27 protein-coding genes and 1 riboswitch are annotated in these 20,814 nt (G+C 36.5%); of the genes, 15 read left to right on the top strand and 12 right to left on the bottom strand.

The window, feature by feature from the left end:
• Positions 1 to 386 precede the first annotated feature (386 nt).
• The 4 genes from BMY57_RS13640 to BMY57_RS13625 are packed head-to-tail and all read right to left on the bottom strand — an operon-like array spanning position 387 to position 3,919.
• Positions 387 to 1,166, bottom strand: coding sequence for an energy-coupling factor transporter transmembrane component T family protein (locus BMY57_RS13640; RefSeq protein WP_091775459.1), 780 nt, complete (start codon positions 1,164 to 1,166; stop codon positions 387 to 389).
• The gene (locus BMY57_RS13635) at positions 1,150 to 2,727 is read right to left on the bottom strand and encodes an ABC transporter ATP-binding protein (RefSeq protein WP_091775456.1); all 1,578 of its coding nucleotides are present in this window, start codon (positions 2,725 to 2,727) and stop codon (positions 1,150 to 1,152) included. Before BMY57_RS13635 ends, BMY57_RS13640 begins: the two co-directional genes overlap by 17 nt.
• The gene (locus BMY57_RS13630) at positions 2,711 to 3,316 is read right to left on the bottom strand and encodes an ECF transporter S component (protein ID WP_091775452.1); all 606 of its coding nucleotides are present in this window, start codon (positions 3,314 to 3,316) and stop codon (positions 2,711 to 2,713) included. Before BMY57_RS13630 ends, BMY57_RS13635 begins: the two co-directional genes overlap by 17 nt.
• 15 nt (positions 3,317 to 3,331) lie before the next feature.
• Entirely contained in the window at positions 3,332 to 3,919 is a 588-nt protein-coding gene (locus BMY57_RS13625) for a YkoF family thiamine/hydroxymethylpyrimidine-binding protein (protein WP_091775450.1), read from the bottom strand.
• A 93-nt stretch (positions 3,920 to 4,012) separates the two neighbouring features.
• Positions 4,013 to 4,116, bottom strand: a riboswitch (TPP riboswitch).
• Positions 4,117 to 4,391: 275 nt separating this feature from the next.
• On the opposite strand from BMY57_RS13625, the gene BMY57_RS13620 reads away from it, so the two are divergent.
• From BMY57_RS13620 to BMY57_RS13610, 4 genes are all read left to right on the top strand, one after another.
• The gene (locus BMY57_RS13620; protein WP_091775448.1) at positions 4,392 to 5,033 is read left to right on the top strand and encodes an HD domain-containing protein; all 642 of its coding nucleotides are present in this window, start codon (positions 4,392 to 4,394) and stop codon (positions 5,031 to 5,033) included.
• Positions 5,034 to 5,147: 114 nt separating this feature from the next.
• Positions 5,148 to 5,231, top strand: a complete 84-nt coding sequence (locus tag BMY57_RS16505; RefSeq protein WP_369678862.1) for a putative holin-like toxin — start codon at positions 5,148 to 5,150, stop codon at positions 5,229 to 5,231.
• A 242-nt stretch (positions 5,232 to 5,473) separates the two neighbouring features.
• Complete coding sequence (locus BMY57_RS13615) at positions 5,474 to 5,827, top strand: PadR family transcriptional regulator (protein WP_091775445.1); 354 nt, start codon at positions 5,474 to 5,476, stop codon at positions 5,825 to 5,827.
• Positions 5,814 to 6,458 carry a permease prefix domain 1-containing protein gene (locus BMY57_RS13610; RefSeq protein WP_091775442.1) on the top strand — a complete coding sequence of 215 codons (645 nt, stop codon included), beginning with the start codon at positions 5,814 to 5,816 and terminating at the stop codon, positions 6,456 to 6,458. The genes BMY57_RS13615 and BMY57_RS13610 overlap by 14 nt, the downstream gene beginning before the upstream one ends.
• A 20-nt stretch (positions 6,459 to 6,478) precedes the next feature.
• Here BMY57_RS13610 and BMY57_RS16150 read toward each other — a convergent pair whose 3' ends face one another.
• Complete coding sequence (locus BMY57_RS16150) at positions 6,479 to 6,634, bottom strand: hypothetical protein (RefSeq protein WP_175614433.1); 156 nt, start codon at positions 6,632 to 6,634, stop codon at positions 6,479 to 6,481.
• Positions 6,635 to 6,652: 18 nt separating this feature from the next.
• A complete protein-coding gene (locus BMY57_RS13605) occupies positions 6,653 to 7,186 on the bottom strand; it encodes a hypothetical protein (RefSeq protein ID WP_091775439.1) in 534 nt (177 codons plus the stop codon).
• Between the two features lie 210 nt (positions 7,187 to 7,396).
• Between BMY57_RS13605 and copZ the strand changes: the two genes are divergently transcribed.
• The 4 genes from copZ to BMY57_RS13585 all read left to right on the top strand — a co-directional run bounded on the left by copZ (position 7,397) and on the right by BMY57_RS13585 (position 11,021).
• Positions 7,397 to 7,606 carry a copper chaperone CopZ gene (gene copZ, locus BMY57_RS13600; RefSeq protein WP_091775436.1) on the top strand — a complete coding sequence of 70 codons (210 nt, stop codon included), beginning with the start codon at positions 7,397 to 7,399 and terminating at the stop codon, positions 7,604 to 7,606.
• A 122-nt stretch (positions 7,607 to 7,728) separates the two neighbouring features.
• Positions 7,729 to 8,046, top strand: a complete 318-nt coding sequence (locus BMY57_RS13595; protein ID WP_091775433.1) for a metal-sensitive transcriptional regulator — start codon at positions 7,729 to 7,731, stop codon at positions 8,044 to 8,046.
• 15 nt (positions 8,047 to 8,061) lie between these two features.
• Positions 8,062 to 10,485, top strand: a complete 2,424-nt coding sequence (locus BMY57_RS13590; RefSeq protein WP_091775430.1) for a heavy metal translocating P-type ATPase — start codon at positions 8,062 to 8,064, stop codon at positions 10,483 to 10,485.
• Between the two features lie 65 nt (positions 10,486 to 10,550).
• Positions 10,551 to 11,021, top strand: a complete 471-nt coding sequence (locus tag BMY57_RS13585; RefSeq protein WP_091775428.1) for a thioesterase family protein — start codon at positions 10,551 to 10,553, stop codon at positions 11,019 to 11,021.
• Positions 11,022 to 11,059: 38 nt separating this feature from the next.
• Here the strand turns inward: BMY57_RS13585 and BMY57_RS13580 are convergent, their stop codons facing one another.
• The 3 genes from BMY57_RS13580 to BMY57_RS13570 all read right to left on the bottom strand — a co-directional run bounded on the left by BMY57_RS13580 (position 11,060) and on the right by BMY57_RS13570 (position 12,966).
• Positions 11,060 to 11,233, bottom strand: a complete 174-nt coding sequence (locus tag BMY57_RS13580) for a YfhD family protein (RefSeq protein ID WP_091775425.1) — start codon at positions 11,231 to 11,233, stop codon at positions 11,060 to 11,062.
• A 56-nt stretch (positions 11,234 to 11,289) separates the two neighbouring features.
• Positions 11,290 to 12,087: a TIGR00266 family protein gene (locus tag BMY57_RS13575; RefSeq protein WP_091775422.1), complete on the bottom strand. Its 798-nt coding sequence runs from the start codon at positions 12,085 to 12,087 to the stop codon at positions 11,290 to 11,292.
• 114 nt (positions 12,088 to 12,201) lie between these two features.
• Positions 12,202 to 12,966, bottom strand: coding sequence for a MerR family transcriptional regulator (locus BMY57_RS13570; protein WP_091775419.1), 765 nt, complete (start codon positions 12,964 to 12,966; stop codon positions 12,202 to 12,204).
• 163 nt (positions 12,967 to 13,129) lie between these two features.
• Here BMY57_RS13570 and BMY57_RS13565 point away from each other — a divergent pair, with 163 nt between their 5' ends.
• Both BMY57_RS13565 and BMY57_RS13560 read left to right on the top strand, forming a co-directional pair.
• Entirely contained in the window at positions 13,130 to 14,038 is a 909-nt protein-coding gene (locus tag BMY57_RS13565) for a cysteine hydrolase family protein (protein ID WP_091775416.1), read from the top strand.
• A gap of 45 nt (positions 14,039 to 14,083) precedes the next feature.
• Entirely contained in the window at positions 14,084 to 14,776 is a 693-nt protein-coding gene (locus tag BMY57_RS13560) for an aspartate/glutamate racemase family protein (protein ID WP_091775413.1), read from the top strand.
• Positions 14,777 to 14,869: 93 nt separating this feature from the next.
• Here BMY57_RS13560 and BMY57_RS13555 read toward each other — a convergent pair whose 3' ends face one another.
• Positions 14,870 to 15,508 carry a thioredoxin family protein gene (locus BMY57_RS13555; protein WP_091775410.1) on the bottom strand — a complete coding sequence of 213 codons (639 nt, stop codon included), beginning with the start codon at positions 15,506 to 15,508 and terminating at the stop codon, positions 14,870 to 14,872.
• A gap of 249 nt (positions 15,509 to 15,757) precedes the next feature.
• Here BMY57_RS13555 and BMY57_RS13550 point away from each other — a divergent pair, with 249 nt between their 5' ends.
• Positions 15,758 to 16,297, top strand: coding sequence for a histidine phosphatase family protein (locus BMY57_RS13550; protein ID WP_091775407.1), 540 nt, complete (start codon positions 15,758 to 15,760; stop codon positions 16,295 to 16,297).
• Positions 16,298 to 16,304: 7 nt separating this feature from the next.
• Positions 16,305 to 17,666, top strand: a complete 1,362-nt coding sequence (locus BMY57_RS13545) for a hypothetical protein (RefSeq protein ID WP_091775405.1) — start codon at positions 16,305 to 16,307, stop codon at positions 17,664 to 17,666.
• An 87-nt stretch (positions 17,667 to 17,753) separates the two neighbouring features.
• On the opposite strand, the gene BMY57_RS13540 is transcribed toward BMY57_RS13545, so the two are convergent.
• Entirely contained in the window at positions 17,754 to 18,296 is a 543-nt protein-coding gene (locus tag BMY57_RS13540) for an LOG family protein (RefSeq protein ID WP_091775402.1), read from the bottom strand.
• A 171-nt stretch (positions 18,297 to 18,467) separates the two neighbouring features.
• On the opposite strand from BMY57_RS13540, the gene BMY57_RS13535 reads away from it, so the two are divergent.
• Together BMY57_RS13535 and BMY57_RS13525 are read left to right on the top strand one after the other, a co-directional pair.
• Complete coding sequence (locus BMY57_RS13535; protein ID WP_091775399.1) at positions 18,468 to 18,833, top strand: NUDIX hydrolase; 366 nt, start codon at positions 18,468 to 18,470, stop codon at positions 18,831 to 18,833.
• Positions 18,834 to 19,775: 942 nt separating this feature from the next.
• Positions 19,776 to 20,201, top strand: a complete 426-nt coding sequence (locus tag BMY57_RS13525) for a GNAT family N-acetyltransferase (protein ID WP_091775393.1) — start codon at positions 19,776 to 19,778, stop codon at positions 20,199 to 20,201.
• A 164-nt stretch (positions 20,202 to 20,365) separates the two neighbouring features.
• Here the strand turns inward: BMY57_RS13525 and BMY57_RS16330 are convergent, their stop codons facing one another.
• Positions 20,366 to 20,497 (bottom strand): VOC family protein, encoded by a 132-nt coding sequence (locus BMY57_RS16330; RefSeq protein ID WP_256205314.1) that lies wholly within the window; start codon positions 20,495 to 20,497, stop codon positions 20,366 to 20,368.
• Between the two features lie 126 nt (positions 20,498 to 20,623).
• Between BMY57_RS16330 and BMY57_RS13520 the strand changes: the two genes are divergently transcribed.
• On the top strand, positions 20,624 to 20,814 hold a 191-nt coding region (locus BMY57_RS13520; RefSeq protein ID WP_177176394.1), incomplete at its 3' end, for a helix-turn-helix domain-containing protein.

Below are 20,814 nucleotides of genomic sequence, written 5' to 3'. Positions count from 1 at the left end.
ACGATCTGAGACTTTATTGACGTTTGGGTTTTGTTCAAGTAGGTCCATTTGTTTAGCATTAAAAATTGTATTACTCATGTTTAAACACCTCTTTATCGTTAATCCTTACCAGCAGTAGAAATACACGAGACTCCTACGGGAACAGCACGAGCTGAAAATCACCCAAAGTGAACGTTAGTGAACTTTGGGAAGTTGAAGCCGTGCCCGTGGAAAGCGAAGTGTATTTCCACTGCGGCAGATCATAAAATTCTTTTGATAAATCGTCCTAGTTATGACTAATTTCATTATAACAATGAGAGATAATCAACATAACAAAACCCCAGTTAGGAACTTTTTTTAATTAGTCCACTAACTGGGGTATAGTTCAGGGTACTTGAGACCTTTTTTTAAAATGTTTTGCCGAAAATATTAAGGTATCCTAACGTATAAGAAAGGTAGAAGGCGATAGCAAGTGCAGTTATCATGGAAGTTAAAAACACCCAGTCATTTTTTTTAACTTTAATTTCATGATAGTGTGTTCGTTGACGACTTCCTGTGAAGCCTTTTGATTCCATCGCATTTGCCACACGTTCAGATTTTCGAATGGCATTCGCTAACAATGGAATCATATAACGCTTCAACCGTTCGATTCGTCCTTTAATACCTTTTGTTCGACTCACACCACGTATTTGATGGGCCTGACGAAGCAGGTCTAGTTCATGTTTAAATAAGGGTAGAAAACGATAACCCGCTAATATTCCGTAGGTCAGCTTAGGTGGAAGTTTTAGCTGTTGCATCATACTGAGCATTAGTTTAGTTGGATCCGTTGTCAGTGCAAAGAGCAAGGTTAAGGCGATGAAGCACATCGATCTTAGAGCTAGACTAACCCCAACTTGTAAGCTTCCAGTTGTGATCTCGATCCACCAAAAGTTTACGAGCATATCTCCACCTGCATATTTTTCATCCGTATGAAGCATCGACGTCCAAGCCAACCCTAAAGCAAATAGCGATAGTGGTATAAAGAACATTAACCATTTTTTTAATCGTACGCCAGAGAAGAAAAAAGTAACCAGCAATAGAAAAGTTAAGAAAACAAGTGGAGTGACCACATCAAATGCTAAACTTAACACTAACCCTGGAATAACGACAGCAATCATTTTCACACTAGGATTAATGGATGAGACCAACTGACTCCACCTCTTTTCTTTCCATACGATATGGCTTACGTAATCGAGCTTCCTTTAAGAGATCATCGTTTTGCCATAGTTCTTCAGGTTGACCATCTAAAGCTATACGTCCATTGTTGAGCACGATCACTCGATCAGCATATTGATCGACTAGATCCATATCGTGTGTAATGAATACGACTGATGTGCCTTTTCGCTTTAAATTAATGATGATTTTCATTAATTCAAGAGTCGTGTGAGCATCTTGGCCAAATGTTGGTTCATCAAAAAGGAGAAGGTCTGGCGTTTCATCTAGCATGGTCGCAACACTTAAACGACGCTTTTGACCACCACTTAATGCAAAGGGATTGCTCCACTTGTGATGAGTTAAATGAAACGTCTCTAAAAGTTCATTTGCAACTGCTTTAAAATCTTTCTCTGGTTTTTCATTTAACTTCATTCCAAATGTTATTTCATCGTAAACCGTGTCGGTAATAAATTGATGTTCAGGGTTTTGAAACACAAAGCCAGTTCGCTTTCTTAACTCACGTTCATCCCATTCATTAAGCGGACGATTTAAAAACGTCACTGAACCTTCGCTAGGCTGTAGTAACCTTGACATTAGCTGAAGTAATGTTGATTTACCTGCTCCATTTTGACCGACGATAGAAATAAATTCTCCAGGATAGACGTTAAAGCTTATATTTTTTAAAATAGAATCCTTCTTACGTTTAAAAGACATTTGGTTTACAGACATACACGGATGAGTACTAGACACAATTGAAGGAAGTGGGTTTTGTTCTACGGTATTCTCATATTGATTGGGTAGAAAAATCCCTAATTCCTTTACGAGTTCAGCATGTTGATTAAATACATGATCAGGTACATCATCTAGCATTAATTGTCCTTTTTGATCTAACACTATGCACCGGTTCATCAAATGTAGCCAATCATCAGCTTGATGTTCAATCACGATAATGCTCATCTCAGTATTATCTTGAAGTTCACCGACTAACGCGATGAACTCTAAGCTTGATACTGGATCCAAATTAGCCGTTGGTTCATCTAATATTAAGAGGTCTGGCTCCATTAGGAGAACAGCTGCAAGGGCGATTTTCTGTTTCTGTCCTCCCGAGAGCTCATGTATTTTTCTGTTTTTATAATTTGTCATCTTTACTTGATCAAGGACTCGGTCAATTTTACGAACCATCTCGCTACGCGGAACCGATAAATTTTCTAAAGTGAAAGCCAGTTCATCCTCAACCTTAAGCATACAAAATTGACTCTCCGGGTCTTGAAAGACAATTCCAATCTTTTGATTTAGTTCCCCTTTTTTAAAATCGTTAATGTTGGTTCCTCGAAAGTAAATATCACCAGAAGAATAACCTTCAATCGCTTCCGGGTATAACCCATTTAAACAAAGAGCCAACGTGCTTTTTCCCGATCCACTTGCACCCATTAATAAAATGGAATCTCCATCATGAATGGTACAACTTAAATTGTTTATAATCGGTTTTTCTTGTGATTCATAAGAAAAAGAATAATCTTTAAGTTCCAATAAAGGGCTAAACGACATCTTCATCACGCTTTTTCTGTTGTAATTCTTTACCTAATGCATAACCTCTAAGTACACCTGTTTTGGCTAACTGATCACTAATGAACTTACCAAGTAAACCGGTAATGATAATGGCGCTGATGATTCGTGTTACAAATAATAGAATGACCACCCAGTTCTCATAAGCGTCAAAACCACCAGCAAAGAAGTGATAAGGGAAGCTTAAACAAGCTGCACCTACACCAGATAAGATTAATATTCGTAGGCGATAATCCTTCCATTTTGTAGCTGCGAAAACTAACTCTGCACCTAGTCCTTGAATTGCTCCTGAAATAAGTAGAGCTGGACCGGTCGTTGAACCTGCGAGTACTTCTACTAAAGCGGCTACCATTTCAGCCATAAAGGCCGCACCTGGTCTTCGAAGAATATAAGCGGCAATGACCGATACAATAAACCAAATACCATAGATGATTTCATAACCCATATCAGCTAACCCGAAAGGTGCGAAAAAGCCATATAGAACTTTACCAACTCCAAAAAAGGCTAAGTAAATAAAGCCAAACACAACACCTAAAATCGACATTAAGACAATTTCTTTAAGTTTCCACTGATTCATTTCTTACCACTCCTTTTATCGATTTGACGGACTATTAGCCGAAACTGTAAACGTCATCGTCACATGAGACACTTCTTGTTGTACTTGATCAAAAGACTCGTGCAATGTTCTAAAAATGTCTTTTACGTCACCGTCTAATCTAGTCGCATAATGTGACGCACTTACTTTAACTCCACGGCTTTTCGATAAGTCAATCTGATTCATGATTTGTTCCATATAGTCTTCACGCCCCATTGGGTATAGCGCAAATTTGCAGCCCGCTTCTTGTTCAATGCTTTGAATGTTAGCTTGATTTTGTGGTTCGTCTGTTTCATCCATGTAGACATCTCCAGATGAATCACCTGGGCAGCCAATTGAAAATGTTCCACTCATTGCGACGTGTTCCCCCGTTTTCGCTGCATGGAGGAAAATAGCCTCCGTCACATCGAAAATGTGTACCATTTTTCCGCGTATGCAAGTACTTACATCATCGGTATCCTTCCATACTTTTGAGCTATCCACTTCATCTAGAGCTGATAAAATGATGTCAACAAAGTTGTCGCTCATTGGATAGAGTGTAAATTGGCACCCCGCAATTCGACTTGTTCCGCATTGATTAGTCATGAAAACTCCTCCTTAAAATTTTATTCAATAAAAAAACTGCACTCCCGTGGGAATGCAGTTGATCTGTATTATTCATAAAAACATTTCAAGACATACAGCTTCACTACACTTCCCCACGCTAGTATTATCTAGATCGGGTCATAAGGGTCGGGCATTTGCCCTCTCAGCCGTTAAATACAGCTCCCCTAGTGCGTTCCATAACGGATATGCAGTTTTCGTACACTTAAAAGAATAACATTTATTGAAAATTTGTAAAGATTAATATGTTGTTTTGGTATAATTGTTGCAATTCAACCATGATTCGCAAATAGAAGCATAGTTTTCGCAAATAAGTGTCCTTTTTTTGCTAGTAAAGTAGAGGTGTTGGCAAATAGGTATTGTGAACTTGCAAGTTGGTAGAGGTTTCTTGCAATTAGAAATAAAAAACTGCCAAATAAAAAGTTAAAACCGCCAAATAAAAGAGGTGAATAAAATGAATAATCTAATTCAATCAACAATGGAATTCGTACGTAGTGAGTTAGAAAATGAAGGTTCAGGGCATGATTGGTGGCATATTTTTCGTGTGACAAAGACAGCAAGGAGAATTGCTGAAAAAGAGGGAGCTGACCTTCTAATCTGTACCATGGCTGCCTTATTACATGATTTAGCTGATGAAAAGTTAAATGAAACAGAGGAAGCAGGGGTAAAACGTGTGACGGATTGGCTTGATCAAATAAAAGTAACCGGAAATCAACGTGAACAGATCTTAACTATTATACAATCTATATCTTTTAAAGGAGGGCATGGTCCAACCTTAAATAGTTTAGAGGCTAAGGTCGTACAAGATGCGGACCGTTTAGATGCCATAGGAGCTATTGGTATTGCGAGATGTTTTACATATGCAGGTTCAAAAGGCAATATCATTCATGATCCTGAAACGATTCCACGTGAGGGTATGTCCTTAGAGGAGTACAGAAAACGTGATGGTACGGCTATTAATCATTTTTATGAAAAACTACTTAGACTGAAGGATTTAATGAAAACTAATACGGGCTATGAAATGGCAAAACAGCGCCATCAATTTATGGAACACTATTTAGAGGAATTTTTTGACGAGTGGAGTAGTATTAAGTGAAAAATATGAAGTGTTTTTTAAATAAGTGTTTGTTTTAGGTTCAAATTAGTTAGAATAGTTAATGTACAATAAGGCTTTTTAGGGTGGTGGCTCGCCCCTTGTTGAAAGGGGGTGATGCCTATGACGGTGTTTGAAGCCATGATGATCATGCTAACATTTGGATCATTTGTGGTGTTACTACTGTCACAAAAAAAGTAACCACCCTCATGCCTGGTAAGCGTTAGGGTCGTTACTATCCTTAATGCGAGCCGCCCCTATAAGGGCTGTTGTACGTGACCGTTGGTGTGCCAGCACCAGCGGTTTTTATTATTTTATGCCACTTTTATATTTATATTATAACCAGCTTTGTTGAGTTAAAACAAGTTTAGTTGTTATTTTTAACATATTACTTTGACACAAATAGTAATATGTATTATGATATATTTCAGGAGGCGAGGTATATGAGTTCAAATATATCGACGGATTTAATACGTGGTCACACGGTCACAATTATTCTTAACATTTTAAGACAAGGTGATAGTTACGGTTATGAAATTTATAAAAAGATTATTGAATTAAGTCAAAGTCAATACGAATTAAAGGAGGCAACGCTATACACGGCGTTTAGACGTTTACAAAAAGATGGCTTCATAACATCTTATTGGGGAGATGAAACCCAAGGAGGACGTCGTAAATATTATCGAATTACAGAAGACGGTATAAAAAAGTATGAACAAAACAAAGAAGAATGGCTATTTGCTAAAGAAGTGTTAGATCAATTAATTACGGGAGGAAAGTCAGATGAATCTAAATGAACAAGTTAAGAAATATATTGAAGATTTATTTAAAGAAGTAGGGAGGAGCCAACAGCTTTTTGACTTAAAACAAGAGTTGACGACTAATATGCATGAAAGAATAAAAGACTACAAAAATCAGGACATGACAGATGAAGAAGCCTTCAAAGAGGCAAAAGTGTCAATGGGTGACTTAAGTGGTTTGGTTGAAGATATGCGTGAGGTTGGACGTCAAGAAGCGAAGAAAGAAGTGTATGATTCCATGACAAATCGAATATCCACTGGTGGAATCGTCATTGGTGTGATGGTCATTTTATTTGGAATATTAATGACATTCAGTATGTTTTTTATGGGAATAGAGCCAGTTGCTAAATCAGGAACGAGTATATTTATCGTGATTGGAGTTACGGTCTTAACGTACAGTTTACTTGCTAGAGAAACTAAAAAGAAATATGCGATGAATCAGGTCCGTGCAGGTTTATATGCACTAGCCGTTGGGTTAATGCTATTTGGTGTATTTGTAGCTGTTACATCAGGTCTTGCTACTGGAGAGCTATTCGTTGCTTTTTCTGCTGCAATGATCTTCCTAGTCTTTGGAATCGGCTTATTAGTGTTATTGATGTTAACTGAAAAAATGGATCGAAAAAAATAAAGCGTAGGTGGAATGTTCACCTACGCTTTATCTTTAAGTTCTTTTAATAACTGTATGATTTCTTTATTTTGTTTAACTTGTTGTTCAGAGTAGTCTCTAATTTGTAAAAGCCATAATAATGCTAAAATGACCAAAACAATGGGTAAGAGCGTAAACACGATTCCAAGAAAAGACACTAATAATCCCCCTTTTTATCAATAATTGTATAAGTGATTAAGCGTTTCATGCAAATGGTGTTGTCTATGCTCTGTCTCTTCGACTTTAGAAAACATAATGAATACGAATGTTACCGTTATACAAAGCAATAGTAAAAGTTTATAGTTGAGATTGTGTTGCCTCGCGATTGAGAAAATGGTTATACAGCATAGAAACGCTAACCCAACCATCAATAGAAACTGTCCATCAGGGAGGTTAAACATCATAATCAACATAATGCCCATCATAGACGCCATTAATCCAGAAAAGAAACCCTCAATTTGGCATTTAACTCCAAATTTTCCCCCAATGACCATGCCAAGAAAAGCCGCTGTACTAATTGATAATAAAGTGGCAGTCAATGCATGATTAAATATAAACCACATCATAAACCCAATGGATAATCCAAATGAAGAAGTCAAGACCATAGTGGTGATCATAGATTCCATTTGTTTACCTGTAGGACGAATAAAGAACATAATAAGAATCAAATTAAGTACAAGTACTATTGCTGAAAACAACACCACGTCCATGAAAGCGAACTCCCTTCAGATTCAGAAATCATCCTTACTATATAAAGATATACGCTTGTCTCTAATATTATGAATAAATACTTAAGGGGGTATATAAGAACAGGTTTTTATATTATAAGTATATATTTATATTGTATAAGCTGTGAATTTGAATACCTTTCGGGGGTATGATATATTATAGTCAGGAAATTAAAGAAAGGGGAACAAATCATGAAGGATTTAACTCTAACAGTTCAAGGTATGTCTTGTGGTCATTGTGTATCTTCTGTTGAAGGTGCTTTAAATCAATTAGATGGCATTTCAGAAGTAAACGTTAACTTGGGTGAAGGAAAAGTTGACGTAAAATATGATGAAGCTAAAGTGTCAGTCGAACAAATTAAAGAGGCCATTGATGAGCAAGGCTACGATGTAGTGGCATAACCATTGTTAAACATCTCCGTTCATTTTGAGCGGAGATTTATTTTTATCCCCTCAAAATATAATTCTATTTCGTTGACAAAATACACTAGGGGGGTATAGTATATAGTTGAGAGGTGAGAAAAATGAATGATAAGGACATTAAAATGGTAAATCAAGAAGAGCCGGTTGTCCCTCGAACCCATTCTGAGAAGGAGGGTATTACTAACCGGTTGAAACGAATAGAAGGCCAAGTAAGAGGTTTGCAAAAAATGATCGATGAAGATCGTTATTGTGTCGATGTACTTGTACAAATCTCTGCAGTTAAAGCTGCATTAGATAAAGTTGGCTATCAGATGTTAGAACGTCATGCCAAAATGTGCGTGACGAATGCTGTTAAGGAAGGTAATGGAGAAGAGTATATGGATGAATTGATGAAAGTCATCAATCAGTATTCCAAGTAAGGAGACTTGATAATAATGGTGACGGATGATAAAGATCGTAAACAAACTCAATTAGATATAACCGGTATGACTTGTTCTGCTTGTTCCACAAGAATAGAGAAAGTGCTTAATAAAATGGATGGTGTTGATGCCAATGTGAATCTTTCGATGGAAAAAGCATCTGTGTCATTTGATGAGAATCAAGCCACTATTCATGATATTATCGATCGAGTTCAGAAGTTAGGTTATGGTGTACAGGAAGAAAAGGTAGAACTTGATATCAGAGGAATGACTTGTGCGGCTTGCTCAACGAGAATTGAAAAAGGTCTTTCTAAAATGGAAGGGATCTCTGAAGCCAATATTAATTTAGCTACTGAATCAGGGACAGTTGAATACACCCCTGGGGTCGTTTCGGTTGATGATGTGATTGAGAAAGTTAAAAAACTTGGTTATGAAGCAGTCGTTAAACAAGAAGATCAAGATGACAAAGAATCTCATAAGGAAAAAGAGATTCGTCATAGACGTAACATGTTCATTTTCTCAGCTATACTTTCATTCCCGCTGTTATTAACTATGTTGGGGCACATGCCTTTTGACATTGGAGTATCAGCGCCAGCGTTTATTGAAAATCCTTGGACACAGTTTGTTTTAGCAACGGTTGTTCAATTTTATGTCGGATGGCCGTTTTATACTGGTGCTTACCGAGCGCTATCAAATAAGAGTGCCAATATGGATGTCTTAGTGGCGTTAGGTACCTCTGCGGCGTATTCTTACAGTGTTGTTCAAACATTACTATGGCAATCAGGAGCCATAATGCATGCTGAACTGTACTTCGAGACAAGTGCCATATTAATTACGTTAATCATTTTAGGAAAATATTTTGAAGCACTTGCAAAAGGACGTACGACAGCTGCGATTACGAACTTGTTAAAATTACAAGCGAAAGAAGCGACGGTTTTACGTGATGGTAAGGAAGAACGCATCCCGGTTGAACAGGTGCAGGTTGGCGACTATATTGTGGTTAAACCAGGTGAAAAAATACCGGTAGATGGTCAAGTGATACAAGGTTCGACTTCGATAGATGAGTCGATGATTACAGGTGAATCCATTCCCGTCGATAAAGGAGAAGAGGACCCTGTCATTGGATCAACTATTAATAAAAATGGAACGATCACAATGGTTGCGAAAAAAGTCGGTAAAGATACAGCACTGGCAGGAATTATTAAAATTGTTGAAGAAGCACAAGGTTCTAAGGCACCTATTCAACGGATGGCGGATAAAATTTCAGGTATTTTTGTACCGATTGTGGTCGCTATAGCTATCGTGACGTTTCTTGTGTGGTTCTTTATGGTCGACCCAGGTGTATGGGGGTCAGCTTTGGAAGCTTCGATTGCCGTATTAGTGATCGCGTGTCCTTGTGCTTTAGGATTAGCTACTCCAACATCAATTATGGTTGGTTCAGGACGTGGGGCAGAAAAAGGAATTTTATTTAAAGGCGGCGAATATTTAGAAGGAACGCAAGAAATTGAAGCTGTATTACTAGATAAAACAGGGACCATTACAGAAGGTAAACCACGTGTGACAAATGTAGAAACAATTTCAGGCTCTAAAGATGATCTAACATTAGTCGCCTCTGCAGAAAAACGTTCTGAGCACCCACTCGCAGAGGCTGTGATGGCATATGCGACAGAACAAAACTTAGAGATAGAAGACCCAACTTCATTTGAAGCTGTTTCTGGCCATGGAATTGAGGCAAGTGTTAGGGAACATCAAATTCTCATCGGAACCCGTAAATTAATGATTGAAAAAGGAATTAATATAGAACTTGCCGAAGAAAAACTACAGGCATTTGAAAAAGAAGGTAAGACAGCGGTATTAGCCGCTATTGATTCTGAATTAAGATTTGTTATTGCTATTGCAGACACCGTTAAAACAACATCTAAAGAGGCTATTAAAAACTTACAAAAGTCGGGAATCGGTGTTTATATGATGACAGGTGATAATACCCGTACGGCTAAAGCAGTAGCTAAAGAAGTCGGGATCCCAGAAGAAAATGTGTTTGCTGAAGTGTTACCAGAGCATAAAGCTGATCAAGTTAAAAAATTACAGGATGCTGGCAAAAAAGTCGCAATGGTCGGTGACGGTATTAACGACGCACCAGCCTTAGCAATAGCTGATATTGGTATGGCGATTGGAACTGGTACAGATGTTGCGATTGAAGCTGCTGATGTCACATTAGTTGGTGGCGATTTAACGAATATTTCATATGCCATTAAGTTAAGTAAGAAAACGATGCGAAATATTAGACAAAATTTATTCTGGGCATTCTTTTATAACAGTATGGGAATCCCAGTTGCAGCCATTGGGCTATTAGCTCCATGGGTAGCAGGAGCTGCTATGGCTTTTAGTTCAGTGTCGGTCGTATCAAACTCACTTAGATTGAAAAAACAAAAGATTTAATGAGAAATGCTTGCAGGACCATCACGTCCTGCAAGCATATTTTTAAAATGAGGAAGGGTGACGTGATGATTCCATTAGATTTTTCTATACAAGTTAAAGAAGAATGGGTGGATTATAATCAGCATATGAATGACGCTGTCTACGCAAAAGTTTTTAGCCAAGCTGGATACGAAATGATGTTGGGGCTTGGAATATCTCGTGAAAAACTTGAACAGCATGAATATACATACTTCACTTTAGAAACACACCTTTGTTATTTAAAAGAAGCTCTTTTAGGAGAAGTGTTACATTTAGAATGGCAATTAATTGATTATGATTCTAAACGTCTTCATGTGTTTTTAAAAATGATGAATGCTAATGGAGAACCTATTGCAACAAGTGAACAAATGATTATTGGAGTGGATTCGCGTACCCGAAAATCTGCGCCATTCCCTGAAGAATTCCTGTCTCTAATTGAACAGGCTTGGAGTGAACATCAACATATGATTAAGCCTGAACAAGTTGGTAAGGTAATTGGCATAAAACGTCAAAAGTAAAACACTTGGACTGATAATCGTCCAAGTGTTTTACAACATTATCGTTTTTGGTTTTGTGCACGGCGATCCGCTTCACGTGCTCTAGCTTGAGCTTCTAAATCCTCTTGATCAGCCATAGACTGCGAAAATTCTACATCCTGAGCTCTAAGCTGATTCTTTGGCGTTTGAGCCATGCGGTTCTTACTTTTTCTTTTATGTTCATCTTTACCCATACTATCACCTCTTTTTAGAGAGTTACGATTAGTATGTGTAAATGAAATTCATTTATTTATCGTCGGTCTCCTCCAAAAATATCGAAAAGACCTTGGGCTAAACTACCTTCACCTTTTTGTTCTCCACCACGTTCAGGTGTCGCTGCAAATACACGACTAGCAAGACGACTGAATGGTAAGGACTGCACCCAGACAGAACCGGGTCCTCTTAACGTTGCAAAAAACAGACCTTCTCCTCCAAATAACGCTGTTTTAACACCACCAACGTATTGAATGTCGTAGTCTACATCCCTTGTTAAAGCGACTAAACAACCTGTGTCTACACGTAAACTTTCTCCAGGTTGTAAATCCTTCCGATAAATCGTTCCGCCAGCATGAACGAAGGCCATTCCATCACCTTCAAGCTTCTGCATAATAAACCCTTCTCCTCCAAAGAAGCCTGCTCCAATTTTCTTTTGAAAATCAATACCGACCGATACTCCTTTGGCAGCAGCTAAGAACGCATCTTTTTGACAAATGATTTTGCCATCCAATTCACTTAAATCCATAGGTACAATTTTTCCGGGGTAGGGTGAAGCAAAAGAAACACGCTTCTTTCCTGTATCTGAGTTCGTAAATGCTGTCATAAAAAGGCTCTCGCCCGTAATAACACGTTTTCCGGCTCCTAATAACTTTCCTACAAACCCTCCTTGGTTCTCAGAGCCGTCTCCAAAAATAGTTTCCATTTGGATGCCATCTTCCATCATCATTAGACTTCCTGCTTCAGCGATGACGGTCTCATTAGGATCTAATTCAACTTCGACAAATTGCATGTCATCTCCATGTAGCTCGTAATCAATTTCGTGATTATTCATTTTAACCTCTCCCCAAATTTAATCAATTAGATAATATGTTATTTATGCACAATCATGCTAAAATCCTTTAATTAGCTAAAAAAACTGCCTCGTTTGATCGAGGCAGCAGAAAGGTTATTTTGACATTTGCTCACTATAAATGTGCATAGCATCTCTCATGAAAGAAGCTAAGCCTTCACCATATTGGTCAATGTTCTTAGTGAAACGTTCGTCACTGATATATAAGTCACCTAATCCTTTGAACATCTCAGGTGGGCATTCATAAAAGTTATCATGAATTAATGAATGCCATTCTCCGATTACCGACTGAACCTCATGCTCACGGGGCGATCGGTCCATTAGCCCTGCTAAACGTGTATAGATTGAGTGGGATTTTTCTTGTATGGTTTTCCAATCTTGTTCATTATATTTAGATGTGCGTTCTTTAGACTGTTTATAAGCATCAGTGTGACCGTACTTTTCTTCTGTTTCTTTCGCATATTTTTCTTGATGAGCTTTAATGTCATCCATGTTAAAGCTCTCAAACATCTTTTTATTACTCATATTTTTTCCCTCCTCCATTGAATCAATGGTTTCATCAATGGTATTAATCAGCTTTTCGAGGCGATGTTTTTTCTTTTCCAGTAGATGACGTTGATTCATTAACGTTTCTTTTTGGTTGAACTCTGGATCATCCATAATTTCTTTAATTTGGTTTAATGAAAAATCGAGTTCTTTAAAGAACAGAATTTGTTGTAATTGCTTAAGGTTCTCATCGTTGTAATAACGGTAACCATTATCGGCTACTTTTGATGGTTGTAATAAACCGATGTTGTCGTAATGGTGTAGTGTGCGTACACTCACTCCAGATAACTCTGAAACTTCCTTAACTTGATACATATCATCACCTCAATTTAACTGTAAACTATGACATTACGTGAGGGTCAACACCATTTTTGAAAAAGTTTTATATACATTGACTTAATGTAAATATATATGACACAGGTTGAAAAAATGAAAGAGATCCTTTATTCGTTTATAATAGTTAGTAGGAGGGGATGAAATGCTTAATACGTCTTACTCACAAATCGTTAACACTGCTAAAATTGGTACATATGAAAAAGTGGACTTAAACGAAGTTGTGGAGTTTGGGTTAGAAGAAAACGTAACACCATCTCATAGTGATCGTCATAAGGTGCTTTTCTTAGGGATCGATATTCAAAACGATTTTATGGAAGAAGGCTCATTAGGAGTACCAGGAGCTCATAAAGATGTGGAGCAAATCACTAAATTTTTGTATGACAACTTAGGTCAAATTACCGAAATCGCGGTTTCGTTAGACACTCATGAGTTAAACCAAATATTCCATCCATCATGGTGGGTTAATCAAGAAGGAGAACATCCTGAACCATTAACGATCATTACATCGAATGATATAGAACAAGGGAAATGGAAACCGGTTAAAGAACAAGATGCGAGTATAGACTATGTTCGTCATTTAGAAAAGTTAGGACAGAAGAATTTATGCATTTGGCCCTATCATTGTATTGAAGGGACCCCAGGAGCTACGTTAGAAAGTCAATTTTCCAAAATGATTCATTATCATTCAACAGTACGCCAGACTAGAATTAAGAAAGTGGTAAAAGGTCAAGATCCTTTAAGTGAGATGTATGGAATTATTAAACCAGAGTATAGCCAATCCGTACGAACGAATGAAGGTTTACTTAATTATATAAGACAATTCGATCAAGTTATCATTGCTGGGGAGGCAGAGTCCCATTGTGTTTACGAGTCAGTTAAACAAATTGCTGAACACTTCTCGAATGATTTAAAATGGACACAGAACATCTATGTATTAAAAGATGGCATGAGTTGCATTCCGGGATTTGAAGAAGAGAATGAAAAAGCATGGAAAGCATTAGTAAACAACTATGGTATTCAACTTGTCGAATCAACAGATTTAAAACTGTAGTTTTATGAAAATATTTCCCGGGTAATGTCGAGGAGAGGTGAAAGAATGAAAACGATTGGAATTATTGGTGGTATGAGTTGGGAATCCTCTGCGACTTATTACCATTTAATAAATGAAAAAATCAATCAAGAGCTAGGCGGTTTACACTCTGCTCAATGTATTTTATATAGCGTTGATTTTGCTGATATTGAAGCATACCAAGCAAATGGCGAGTGGTGGAAAGCTGGAGATACTTTATGGTACGCGGCTCGTTCGTTAGAATTGGCGGGCGCGGATTTTATTATTTTAGCGACAAATACCATGCATAAAGTGGTCACCATCATCGAAGAACGAATCACGGTCCCAATTCTTCACATCGCAGACGCCACCACAAACGCTATAAAACAAAAAAACATTCAAAAAGTTGGGCTATTAGGAACTAAATACACGATGGAGCAGACTTTTTATAAAGAACGATTAGAGGAGCAAGGGTTGGAAGTAATCGTACCTAATGATGCTCAACGTGACAAAGTAAATGAAATTATTTTTGAAGAATTAGTATTAGGTAACATCAAACAGGCTTCTAAAGATTATTATTTAAATGTTATTCAAGACTTAAGGGATCAAGGTGCTGAAGGAATTATTTTAGGTTGCACAGAGATTGGCCTGTTAATTAAACACAGTGATGTGAGTCTACCAGTTTTTGATACTACAGAAATTCATGCTGAGGAAGCGGTACGTGAGGCGTTGGAAGAATAAATAGAGGAAGAATTGATTGAACATCATAATTTGGTTTATGTTATGAAAATTAAAGTAGAAGAAAAAATAGGTGGCGGAGCTTGACTATGCCACCTATTTTTTAAATTCAGTCCCTGGGATATAACAACCCTCAGGCCCACACACCATTCCAGTCTGTTCAGCTTCTTCTTGCCGTTCTTTTTCCAGCTGCTGTTGCTGCCACTTGATATCAATAGTAGGCGAAAATTTCTCCGGATATCGAATATACCAACGTTGCTTACGAATTAAAAAGTTATCTGAATCGAGTAATAATGCCTCGTCTAATTCTTTTAAGGCCTCTTCCTTTCGATCTTGTCTTAAATATTCCATTCCTAATCTAAATTTTGTTTGAGCTAATTGCTTTTGTAATAAGTCAGAGTGAGAGGGTGGTTCATAGTATTTGTCGTCTAATTCCACTATTTTAGCTTTCCCTTGAATAAGTTTTTCTACAGCTTCAATATGTTCGCCTTTATGGTTGTGAAATCCTTGCTTGATTAGACGGATCGTTCCATCTTCATCAACAAAAATACCGTTAGGCACGATGCTAAAGTTAAAGTGATTCGCTAGTTTATTATCTGGGTCAGCTAATGTTCTAAATGTTGTCCCTTCCGTAAAAGGTTTTGCGACTTTCATTCCTTGAACATCAACAGCTACTGATAAAATCTCAAAGTTGTTGTTTTTATGCTTTTCATAAAATTCCTGCCATCCAGGCAGTTGCTCACGACAACGTCACCATGACGGCCACATAAAAATTAAAGTCTTTTTACCAATGTACTCATCTGTAGAAACGGCCTCATCGTTTTCGTCTTGTAGTGTAAAAGAGGGTAACTTTTCCATTAACATTTTTCATTCCTACTTCAACCTTTTCTATAACGATATATGTTTATTTGAAAAAGTTAAAGGTATAAAGCTCAAGGAATTTTATGTATTTTTGTCGAAATAGAGGGTGAAGGAGGGACGAACATGAAGAAAATCATCTATTTAGTTAGACATTGTCAAGCGACTGGACAAGCTCCAGACTGTGAGTTAACAGATAAAGGATTAACTCAAGCTCAACATTTAGCTGACTTTTTTGAGGATCAGGACATTGATCAAATTATTACGAGCCCATATACACGCGCAGTACATTCCATTCTACCAACAGCGGAAAGAAAGAATTTAGATATTTACGTTCATGAAGATTTGAAGGAACGAGTATTAAGTACTGAAAAACTAGACAATTGGTTAGAACCTCTCGAACAATCGTTTAATGATTTACATATGAAACTACCGGGTGGAGAGTCAAGTTATGAGGCGACTCAACGATTTTTGCCCATTTTCGAAGCGATTAAACTTGGACAAGTAAAAACTACGATCATTGTAAGTCATGGAAATTTGTTGACATTAATGTTGAAGCATTTTGATCGTCGATATGGTTTTCAAGATTGGAAGAACTTATCTAACCCTGATGTTTATAAAATTACTTTGGACAATAGTAGTTTAATACAGAGAGTGTGGGAGTGAGGAGTTCTTGGAACCGCAAAAACGAAAATCAAAAAAGCCGAATGGAATACAGTTAATAATTGTTGGAGTTATTGTGGCTGTTTTTATTATCTATGTTCAATTAACAACTAACCCAACAAATCAGACAATATCAATTGAAAGTGAGGAAGAAGTAGATCCAATACCAGATGAACCTGAAATTGAAGACTCGAGTGAAGAGGAAGATGTTATTACACCTCAGTATCAAATGGTTGATTCGGAAGAAGAGCTAATCTCGAGAATAGATACTATGGCAGCTCCAGGGTTTGAGAAGGCTGTTGAACTAGGGATGGTTCAAAATGTTGATCACCGTGTTTCGTTTGAGGATGGTGACAATACATTTGAGGTTGAATATATTTGGTATACTTCAGAAGGTATTAATATTATTTTTAGTACACTTTATAAAGAGGACGAGGAAGGGTATCATGCCCATTTTCATCCTAATAAACAAGGCATAAGTAATAAGTATGGTAGTGCTCCAGTTATTTACGATAATAAGTTTTATACATTAGTTGGGTTAGAGCCGATGACTGATAATAATGGTGAGTTAGTCGAACAAGTAGATGATACCTATACATTTGACATTTCATTAATAAGTAGGAATAGAGAACACAAACTTAAAGACCAAGAGATTCCTTTAATATTTAATAAAGATCAAGAAGATGAGTATGCCAATGATCAGTCAATCAATCAAGTAATCTATGAAGATGATGAGATGACATTTACGTTAGAAGAAGTTAGAAGTCGTTTATATGGGAATCAATTAATACTCGACTATGAATCAAATGTTGATCAGGTATTCGGTATATCTGGAGAAGTGTTGTCAGATACGAGTTCTTCTACGTATTTTGAGTTCGATGAAGCTCCTTTTGATATTGATATACTTAACTTGGATGGTTACAGTGGCGAAGTTGAACTTGGTCTAAGTGAAATTATTTTGATAAGTGATGATGAGATAGAGTTTACGATTAATACGGATGAGTTTATTGATCAAGGTAGACAAGCGGTTGATGAAATCGTTGCGGAGAAAAATGGCATTGAATATAAATTGAATAACGTAACGGAAAGGGGTAGAGAGTATTTCATAGAAATGGACATGTCTTTTGAACAACATGTCGATCAAGATTTTTTCTACAATCAACTGCAAGACCACAATGGACAGTTCAATAAGGTTAGCATAACTGATGAAAGTGGCAACACAATCTCAAGTCAAATTATGAATGGGTTTGTTATTAATAAAAACACCTTTGAAAATACGGATCAAATACATGTTAAAATTGAAAACTTAATGTATCCGAAGATTGTTGGAGAAAAAACTACATTTGATTTGGATTTAACGAAAGGTGAATAATATCCATTTATGTGTAGTAGGACGACTGAGGGTAGTTCAAATGGCACTTAGAATACACAACTAATAGAGCATTTCACAATGAATGCTCTATTTATATTGTTTTAATTGCTCGATTAAAAGTTTAGGCCGATCATCTATAATGATGCCATCTTTATAATGTGGATCTGCGAAGCCTTCTGAAATCATGTGGTCGAATAAGTCGATTAAAGGAGTGTAGTAACCGTTCGTATTAAGTAGAGCACATGGTTTCCAGTGGTATCCAATTTGAGCCCATGTGAATACTTCAAACCACTCTTCTAAGGTCCCAGCTCCCCCTGGTAGGGCTACGAAGGCATCAGAGAGTTCTGCCATCATTGCTTTCCGTTCATGCATCGTATTAACGACGTGTAGTTTCGTCAAACCAGGATGCATGATTTCAACGGTTTTTAATTTTTCAGGAATAACACCAATTACATTTCCACCGTTTTCAAGTACTCCTTCAGCTACCGAGCCCATTAAACCGACCATTGCTCCGCCATAGACGAGTTCAATATTTTGTTCAGCCAGGAGTCTACCTAATTCTTTAGAGTCTTTTTTATAAAGTTTGTTATTGCCGTCTCTTGAACCACAGAATACAGCCAATCTTTTCATTCCTTCTCACCCTTACCCCAAATTGGATAGTAATACATATTCTAAATTATATATTTTTATGTGGATGTTTCAAAACACATGATTTAATCAAACGTTTGATTAAATAAATAAGCAGGAAAAGTAGCGATTTTCACGAAATCATTGAGTAGGAAGAAAGGAGAGAGTGTCTTGATGTCCAAGTGGAAAGGTGCAGCAGCTGTCTGTATCAACGAGCAACATGAATTATTAATGATTTACCAAGGGGCACCCCATGAAGAAAAAATGTGGTCAGTCCCTTCAGGTGGCCTTGAAAAAGGAGAAAATTTTGAAGAATGCTGTATACGAGAGGTTTATGAAGAAACCGGATATCTAGTTGAAATTTCAGATGAGTTATTTGTGAAAGAATCTGACCAATCTTTTGTTAAATACTTTAGAGTCAATGTGGTTGGTGGAAAGATGTCCTTACACGATCCAGATGGGCTAATTTATAAAATTGCTTGGCGTAATCTTAATCGAGTTTCTGACAGTGAACGGATATTTATTAAAACAAACATATAGAAATATTGATTGCAAGTGTTTATTCGAAATAGCTTTAACCGTTCATTATAGGTTTGAATCTTTTGTAGTTAAGAAGTGAAAATAGGAACAAATAAAAATTAAATAAAAAGATAGACATAAGGTTTAAGGCTCTTAGTGAGTTTGAAGCCTTTTTTATTTAAAAAATGTAAATGACACTCCCATAAATTCCTTTATAATTACAACTTTTATACACGTTAAAAATTTTTAATGAGACGGACCTATGTTTTTTGATTCACTCTCCCAGACTTCTCCAGTAGTTACATTGGTAATTATAACTTTATAAAAACCTACACTATTCATAGTAGGTTCATCCGCATAATACACATATTTAGAAACTTTAAACCTTTGATTAGGGTCATATGTATTATCAAGACTATCTGCAGTATAATAAACTTTTTTTAGATAAAATAAAAATCTCTCCCTTTTTTGTTTTTTTGAGATTTACTCTCTGTTATATTATGTATAAAATTGTAATTCAAATGTTTGGAGGTTACTTAAGTGTCTAAAGCACAGAAATTTCTTATAGTAAGTTGGTTTATCTTAGGAGTATTATCTATAATAAAACTATTTAAAGAGGTAATAATTGATAATTTAAGTATTGTAAACATTCATCCATTAACTAGTTTAGTTTTTCTTTTAGCTAGTATTATACAAATAATCTATATAATAAGAAACAAAAATAATACATAAATAGTTTTTTTGGTAATAATGGTAAAAACTACAATTACATATAATATTAACTTATCTATTAATTAAAGAAAACCATAATTTTATTTTCAATAAAAAATATGTTCTTTTTAATTTAAATTATATTTTTGTTTTTCTTGTAAACTTTTTATTTTTACATTGAAAAAACTTAAGTGATTTTCAATATAAAGAAGATATTGAGTTTTTACGAAATTATGTGAAGGAGAAAGTCTAATGATACGTGAAGCTAATATGAATGATATTCAGGTACTTGCGGAGCTAATGGGTGACCTAGATTATCCAACTGAAGTCGAAAACATGGAAAAACGTTTTGTACGAATACATAACCACCCCGACTACCACACGTTAATTTATGAGGTGGAAGAGGGCGTCATTGGTATGATCGGGATGATAAGGGCTTATCGTTATGAGCATGATCTACCTTATGTGAGGGTAGTCTCCATGGTGGTAAAAGAATCACAGCGAGGACAAGGGGTTGGACGTGATTTGCTAAAAGCGGCTGAAGCTTGGGCAAAGGATCAAAGTTGTCATATGTTAACTCTAAATAGTGGGAACCGTGAAGAACGTCAGAAAGCACATAAGTTTTACGAACGAAATGGTTATGTTGGTTCAGCAACCGGGTACTATAAAAAATTATAAGTATAAACTTATAATTAAAAACGCTCAAAAATTTTGATTTTCGCTCAAAAAACTAAATTTTCGCTCAAAAAATAAAAAAATCGCTCAAAAAATTAACTTTTCGCTCATATATTATAAAATTCGCTCATAAAAATATGCTACCTTACTTCAAGGTAGCATCTTGCTTATTTCACCTTCGAGAATTCCAATAATTCAATTTGATTCCCATTAGGATCTTTAAATGTGGTATAACGGCCAGGTGGACATGGTTGAGGGTCTTGGAGGAATTGAACGCCTTTAGCTTGTAAAGAAGACATGTGTAACTGCTAAACTAAATTATACAGTTTTCGCTAGATAAAATTGAACACTTTTTTACCAAATTTCCTTCGGAAAAGTATATGATAGGTTTTTAGAGTTCATTAACTTTGCTGGAGGTGCGAAAGGTGGAAAAGTGGGAAGTGTACATTAAGATTCAACAATTATTAGAACAAGGATTTAGCAAAACAAAAACGGCAGACAAGCTTGGTATTTCAAGGGGGACGTTATATAACTATTTAGAGAAATCACCAGAAGAAATGGCTTTATGGGTTGCTTCAACTCAACACAGAAAGAAAAAACTTGATATACATAAAGA

The sequence above is a fragment of the Piscibacillus halophilus genome (assembly GCF_900110685.1).
Classification (GTDB): domain Bacteria; phylum Bacillota; class Bacilli; order Bacillales; family Alkalibacillaceae; genus Piscibacillus; species Piscibacillus halophilus.
This window is presented reverse-complemented; position numbering and strand designations above follow the sequence as displayed.

What these genes read in the sequence shown, in the direction of transcription:
- BMY57_RS13635 (WP_091775456.1), bottom strand. Translation starts at nt 2,727, where the DNA reads ATGAAGATGTCGTTTAGCCCTTTATTGGAACTTAAAGATTATTCTTTT.
- BMY57_RS13630 (WP_091775452.1), bottom strand. Translation starts at nt 3,316, where the DNA reads ATGAATCAGTGGAAACTTAAAGAAATTGTCTTAATGTCGATTTTAGGT.
- BMY57_RS13625 (WP_091775450.1), bottom strand. Translation starts at nt 3,919, where the DNA reads ATGACTAATCAATGCGGAACAAGTCGAATTGCGGGGTGCCAATTTACA.
- BMY57_RS13620 (WP_091775448.1), top strand. Translation starts at nt 4,392, where the DNA reads ATGAATAATCTAATTCAATCAACAATGGAATTCGTACGTAGTGAGTTA.
- BMY57_RS16505 (WP_369678862.1), top strand. Translation starts at nt 5,148, where the DNA reads ATGCCTATGACGGTGTTTGAAGCCATGATGATCATGCTAACATTTGGA.
- BMY57_RS13615 (WP_091775445.1), top strand. Translation starts at nt 5,474, where the DNA reads ATGAGTTCAAATATATCGACGGATTTAATACGTGGTCACACGGTCACA.
- BMY57_RS13610 (WP_091775442.1), top strand. Translation starts at nt 5,814, where the DNA reads ATGAATCTAAATGAACAAGTTAAGAAATATATTGAAGATTTATTTAAA.
- BMY57_RS13605 (WP_091775439.1), bottom strand. Translation starts at nt 7,186, where the DNA reads ATGGACGTGGTGTTGTTTTCAGCAATAGTACTTGTACTTAATTTGATT.
- copZ (WP_091775436.1), top strand. Translation starts at nt 7,397, where the DNA reads ATGAAGGATTTAACTCTAACAGTTCAAGGTATGTCTTGTGGTCATTGT.
- BMY57_RS13595 (WP_091775433.1), top strand. Translation starts at nt 7,729, where the DNA reads ATGAATGATAAGGACATTAAAATGGTAAATCAAGAAGAGCCGGTTGTC.
- BMY57_RS13590 (WP_091775430.1), top strand. Translation starts at nt 8,062, where the DNA reads ATGGTGACGGATGATAAAGATCGTAAACAAACTCAATTAGATATAACC.
- BMY57_RS13585 (WP_091775428.1), top strand. Translation starts at nt 10,551, where the DNA reads ATGATTCCATTAGATTTTTCTATACAAGTTAAAGAAGAATGGGTGGAT.
- BMY57_RS13580 (WP_091775425.1), bottom strand. Translation starts at nt 11,233, where the DNA reads ATGGGTAAAGATGAACATAAAAGAAAAAGTAAGAACCGCATGGCTCAA.
- BMY57_RS13575 (WP_091775422.1), bottom strand. Translation starts at nt 12,087, where the DNA reads ATGAATAATCACGAAATTGATTACGAGCTACATGGAGATGACATGCAA.
- BMY57_RS13570 (WP_091775419.1), bottom strand. Translation starts at nt 12,966, where the DNA reads ATGTATCAAGTTAAGGAAGTTTCAGAGTTATCTGGAGTGAGTGTACGC.
- BMY57_RS13565 (WP_091775416.1), top strand. Translation starts at nt 13,130, where the DNA reads ATGCTTAATACGTCTTACTCACAAATCGTTAACACTGCTAAAATTGGT.
- BMY57_RS13560 (WP_091775413.1), top strand. Translation starts at nt 14,084, where the DNA reads ATGAAAACGATTGGAATTATTGGTGGTATGAGTTGGGAATCCTCTGCG.
- BMY57_RS13550 (WP_091775407.1), top strand. Translation starts at nt 15,758, where the DNA reads ATGAAGAAAATCATCTATTTAGTTAGACATTGTCAAGCGACTGGACAA.
- BMY57_RS13540 (WP_091775402.1), bottom strand. Translation starts at nt 18,296, where the DNA reads ATGAAAAGATTGGCTGTATTCTGTGGTTCAAGAGACGGCAATAACAAA.
- BMY57_RS13535 (WP_091775399.1), top strand. Translation starts at nt 18,468, where the DNA reads ATGTCCAAGTGGAAAGGTGCAGCAGCTGTCTGTATCAACGAGCAACAT.
- BMY57_RS13525 (WP_091775393.1), top strand. Translation starts at nt 19,776, where the DNA reads ATGATACGTGAAGCTAATATGAATGATATTCAGGTACTTGCGGAGCTA.
- BMY57_RS16330 (WP_256205314.1), bottom strand. Translation starts at nt 20,497, where the DNA reads ATGTCTTCTTTACAAGCTAAAGGCGTTCAATTCCTCCAAGACCCTCAA.